At 67.7% G+C, this 4,805-nt stretch carries 5 protein-coding genes; 1 reads left to right on the top strand and 4 read right to left on the bottom strand.

Annotated elements, in window-relative coordinates:
• Window positions 1-447: PAN domain-containing protein (locus CVM52_RS23615; protein ID WP_133119959.1), on the bottom strand; the 447-nt coding region annotated here is incomplete at its 3' end.
• Between the two features lie 151 nt (window positions 448-598).
• Between CVM52_RS23615 and CVM52_RS23610 the strand changes: the two genes are divergently transcribed.
• The gene (locus tag CVM52_RS23610; RefSeq protein WP_100164784.1) at window positions 599-2,758 is read left to right on the top strand and encodes a response regulator; all 2,160 of its coding nucleotides are present in this window, start codon (window positions 599-601) and stop codon (window positions 2,756-2,758) included.
• On the opposite strand, the gene yaaA is transcribed toward CVM52_RS23610, so the two are convergent.
• The 3 genes from yaaA to CVM52_RS23595 form a co-directional block, all read right to left on the bottom strand.
• Window positions 2,746-3,516 (bottom strand): peroxide stress protein YaaA, encoded by a 771-nt coding sequence (gene yaaA / locus CVM52_RS23605; RefSeq protein ID WP_100164783.1) that lies wholly within the window; start codon window positions 3,514-3,516, stop codon window positions 2,746-2,748. The genes CVM52_RS23610 and yaaA overlap by 13 nt on opposite strands.
• A gap of 104 nt (window positions 3,517-3,620) precedes the next feature.
• Entirely contained in the window at window positions 3,621-4,385 is a 765-nt protein-coding gene (locus CVM52_RS23600; RefSeq protein WP_100164782.1) for a hydroxypyruvate isomerase family protein, read from the bottom strand.
• A gap of 65 nt (window positions 4,386-4,450) precedes the next feature.
• Window positions 4,451-4,805: beta/alpha barrel domain-containing protein (locus CVM52_RS23595; protein ID WP_503128401.1), on the bottom strand; the 355-nt coding region annotated here is incomplete at its 5' end.

Below are 4,805 nucleotides of genomic sequence, written 5' to 3'. Positions count from 1 at the left end.
CAGCTGCGTCAGGTCCAGCGCGCCGGCGGCATGGCGCAGGCCCAGGTCGCGCGCCAGGGTCATCGCCTCGGCCAGGGCGGCCTGGCCCAGGAAGCCCAATGTCTCCAGGCGGCCCTGCGCGTCGGCGCGCTGCTGTGGGTCGGTGGCGATCTTGCGGGCGGAAAATGCGCCTTGATAGGGCCGCATTTCGGTGACGCCGCGTTTGGGGAAACAGGCGTTGGACCGGCTGTTGAAGGTGAAGGCACCGCAGGCAGCGGTGGCCGCGCAGGCACGCACGCAGCCGGGCAGATCGGTGTCGAACAGCGCGTCCAGATCCTCGCCATAGAAATCGACATCGCGGGTGGTGACAAAGCGGAATTCAGGCACCGTCTGTTGCGCCGTGGCGCCGAGCGCGGCGCAAAAAATCGCCAGAGTCCAGACAACTACCTGTGCTGCCAGCCTTGTCATCGCGCTCTCCCGGTTTTTGCCAAGGGTCGCATGGCGCTTGTGCGCTTGGCAATGATTCCCCGGCCGCGCCCGGCCTTAAGCACTTATTCACCGGGATGCCCGACTGTCGGTGGCGTCCACGCCCCCGGGGCAAGCTGCGGAGCACCGGGCCATGAGCCTTGCCAACAAACTTGCCGAGGAACGGCGCGCGCGGCTGGCGGCGCAGCGGCTGCTGGAGCTGAAACAGGCGGAACTGTCGGCGGCCAATCGCAAGCTGGGGCGCCACGCGCTGGCGCTGACCCGGCAGATCGGCGAGACCCGCGCCGAGGTGGCGACGGTGCGGGATGAAAACGAGCGCGTCAAAACCGATCTGAGCACCGCCAACCAGAAGATCGAGATTGCCGAGCGGCGGCTGTGGCAGGCGATTCAGATCATCGAGGATGCCTTTGCCTTTTTCGATGCCGATGGCGTCATGCTGTCCGCCAACAGCGCCTATGTTGCCGCCTTCGACGGGCTGGACGAGGTGGCGCCCGGCGTCACCTATCCGCGCCTGCTGCAACTGCTGACCGATGAAGGGCTGGTCAATACCGAAGACCTGGACCCGGATGAATGGCGGGCGCGGATGCTGGCGCGCTGGCTGACGCCCAACCCCGAGCCGATGGTGATTCGCTGGTGGAACGGCGCCTATTTCCGCATGATCGACCAGCGCGGCACCGGCGCCGACACCGTCAGCATGGTGCTGAACATCACCGATACCATCCGCCAGCAACACGCGTTGAAAACCGCGCGGGCCGAGGCGGAACTGGCCAACCGGGCGAAATCAGCCTTTCTGGCCAATATGAGCCACGAGATCCGCACGCCGATGAACGGGGTGGTGGGCATGGCGGAACTGCTGATGGACACCGAGCTGGACGAGGAACAGCGGCTGTATGTCAACACCATCCGCAGTTCGGGCGAGGCGCTGCTGGTGATCATCAACGACGTGCTGGACTATTCCAAGATCGAGGCCGACAAGCTGGCGCTGCACCGCGAGGCCTTTGACCTAGAACGCTGCATCCACGAGGTGGTGATGCTGTTGCAGGCCAGCGCGCGCGACAAGGGGCTGGCGATCCTGGTGGATTACGACCTGTTCCTGCCAACCCGGTTCCTGGGCGATCCCGGCCGCATCCGCCAGGTGATGACCAACCTGGCCGGCAACGCGGTGAAATTCACCGCAGCCGGCCATGTGCTGATCCGCGTGACCGGGGTCATCGACACCGAGGGCGCGCTGTGTTCGGTGCATGTGGCGGTGGAAGATACCGGCGTCGGCATTCCGGCGGACCAGCTGGACCAGATCTTTGGCGAATTCACCCAGGCGCATGATGGCGCCGGCCAGGCCTTTGGCGGCACCGGGCTGGGCCTGGCGATTTCCAGGCGGCTGATCGGGCTGATGGGCGGCACCGTCTGGGTCGACAGCACCGAGGGCGAAGGCTCGTGTTTCGGCTTTCGCCTGCGCCTGCCGCCGGCCGACGGGGTGCAGCCCGACCCGCCGCCGCTGCCCGAAACGCTGCGCCGGGTGCTGGTGGTGGACAGCCGCAACGCCAATCAGCAGCTGTTGCAACGGCAGCTGGGACAGCTGGGCCGCGACACCGTGCTCTGCGCCTCGGGGGCCGAGGCGCTGGCGGCGATAAACGACGACATCGACCTGGTGATCAGCGCGCATCACATGGCCGGCATGGATGGTCTGGAGCTGGCCGAGGCATTGCGCAATCGGGGCTGGACGGTGCCGATCCTGCTGCTGAGCGCCTGTCCCGGCCAGCTGCAGTCCGAGCCCAGGTTCCGCCATGTCACTGGCCTGTTGCCGCAGCCCTGCCCGCGCGACAGCCTGCTGGCGCAGCTGGCGGCGCTGGGTCCGGCACGCGCGCCGGAGGGGGCGCGCCCGATGCGGGTGCTGGCGGCCGAGGATAACAAGACCAATCAGCTGGTGTTCCGCAAGATGGTGAAGACGCTGGAGATCGATCTGCGCTTTGCCGATGATGGCGAGGAGGCGGTGGAGCTGTTCCGCAGCTTTGACCCCGACCTGATCTTCATGGATATTTCGATGCCGCGGATGAGCGGCACCGAAGCCACCCGCGCGATCCGCGCGCTGGAGGCGCAGGCGGGCGGACATGTCCCGATCGTGGCGCTGACCGCGCATGCGATAACCGGCGATGCCGATGCGATCCTGGAGTCGGGGATGGACCATTTCATGGCCAAACCGCTGAGCAAGGCCGCGATCCACCAGATGATCGCCCGCTGTTGCCCGGCCGGGGCGCGGCCACCCGGCGGCGCCGAGGCGATTCAGGCCTCGTAGGGCCGCAGAAACACCGGGCGGTCGGGTTCGGACAGGTCGGGGTGATAGCGATACCCGCCGCTGTCGAAATCGGTGAGCGCCTCGGGATCGGTCAGCCGGTGCTGCACGATATAGCGCGCCATCGCGCCGCGGGCCTTCTTGGCAAAAAAGCTGACGATCTTGGCGCTGCCGTTCTTGTCTTCCATGAAAACCGGGGTGATCACCCGCAGGCGCAGCGCCTTGGCATCGACGGCGCCGAAATATTCCTGGCTGGCGCAATTGACCAGCACCTGGCTGTCGACCTGGGCCGCCGCCGCGTTCAGCGCCTTGGCCGGCAGGTCGCGCCAATAGTCATACAAGGTGGCGCCGCGCCGGGTTTTCAGCCGGCTGCCCATTTCCAGGCGGTAGGGCTGGATCGCGTCCAGCGGGCGCAGCACCCCGTACAGCCCCGACAGGATGCGCAGGTGCTGTTGTGCCCAGGCCATCTCGTCGGCATCGAGCGAGGGCGCGTCGAGCCCCTGGTAGGTGTCACCGGCAAAGGCCAGCGCGGCGGGGCGGGTGGCCTCGGGGGTCGGCGCATCCTGATAGGCGCGGAACCGGTCGCGGTTCAGGCGGGCGAGATCGGGGCTGAGATCCATCAGGGCCTGCAGGCCGGTCAGTGTCAGGCCGCGCATGGTGGCGGCCAGCCGTGCCGCGTGGTCGGCAAATTCGGGCGCGGTCATGTCGCTGTCACGTTCTGTCCAGTCCAGCCGTTTGGCCGGAGAAATCACCACCAGCATGCCCTGCCCCCGTTCTGTTGCGGTGCCGCTATCTAGCCCCGCACCGGGCCGGGTTCAACGCGACATTCCGATGCCTCGGCATTTCGCCGCGGCACCGACCCGCCTTACGGCATGGTCGCCCTCAGCCAGCCCAGGCTGTCGGCGCTGCGGCGCGTGGCCGGGGTGTATTCGGCACTGACCCAGCCGTCATAGCCGCTGGCGTCGATGGCGGCGAACAGCGCGGGAAAGTCGATCTGGCCCGATCCCGGCGCGCCGCGCCCGGGAGCATCGCCAATCTGGACATGGCTGATCCGCGAACTGTGCCGCTGCCACACCGCCAGCGCATCGCCATGGATCATCTGCGCATGATAGCTGTCAAATTGCAGCCCGACATTGGCTCGGTCGACGCGGGCCAGAACCTCGGCCGCCAGGTCGAAATCGGCGAGCGCATAGCCGGGCTTGTCGGTCGGGTTCAGCGGCTCGATGGTGAAACTCTGCTCGGGCGCGGCATCGGCGGCCCATTGCAGATTGGCCACCAGCGTGTCGATCGCGTTTGCCGCGTCGCTCTGGCCCGCCATCACGTGGATCAGCCCGGCCTTCAGTTCGGTCGCGTAGCGCAGCACGCGGCGGATGTCATAGCGGAACCGGTCCTCGCCACCGGGCAGCGCGGCAAAGCCGGGCGTGCCGCCGGTATAATTCGGCGGCGGCGCATTGATCAGCACCAGTTCCAGCCCGTTGGCCAGCAGCGCGCGGCGGGTGTCGCGGGCGGCGGTGTCATAGGGATAGAGGATTTCGACCGCGCCGAACCCGGCCGCGGCGGCGGCGGCACAGCGTTCGCCGAAGGGCAGTTCGGCAAAGAGAAACGTCAGGTTGGCGGCGAAACGGGGCATGTCCGGGGCACCGTGTGAAGGTCAGCCACAGCCATAGCCTGTACTTTGCCGTGGCGGCAAGCGGCTCAGCCCTTGCCCAGCGCCGCGGCGGTGCGGGCCAGCGTTTCGATCCGGTCCCAGTCACCGGCATCTGCGGCGTCTTTCGGGGCGACCCAGCTGCCGCCGACACAAAGCACGTTGGGCAGGCTCAGATAATCCATCGCGTTGCCGGGCGAGACGCCGCCGGTGGGGCAGAAGGAGATCTGCGGCAGCGGCGCGCCGATCGCCTTCAGGGCCGGGGCGCCGCCCGAGGCCTCGGCGGGGAAGAATTTCATCACGTCATAGCCGCGTTCCAGCAGCCGCAGCGCCTCGGTCGCGGTGGCCGCACCCGGCAGCAACGGCAGGTCCTCGGCCTCGCAGGCCTCCAGCAGCGCGTCGGTG

This window comes from Pseudooceanicola lipolyticus (genome assembly GCF_002786325.1).
GTDB lineage: Bacteria > Pseudomonadota > Alphaproteobacteria > Rhodobacterales > Rhodobacteraceae > Pseudooceanicola_C > Pseudooceanicola_C lipolyticus.
This window is presented reverse-complemented; position numbering and strand designations above follow the sequence as displayed.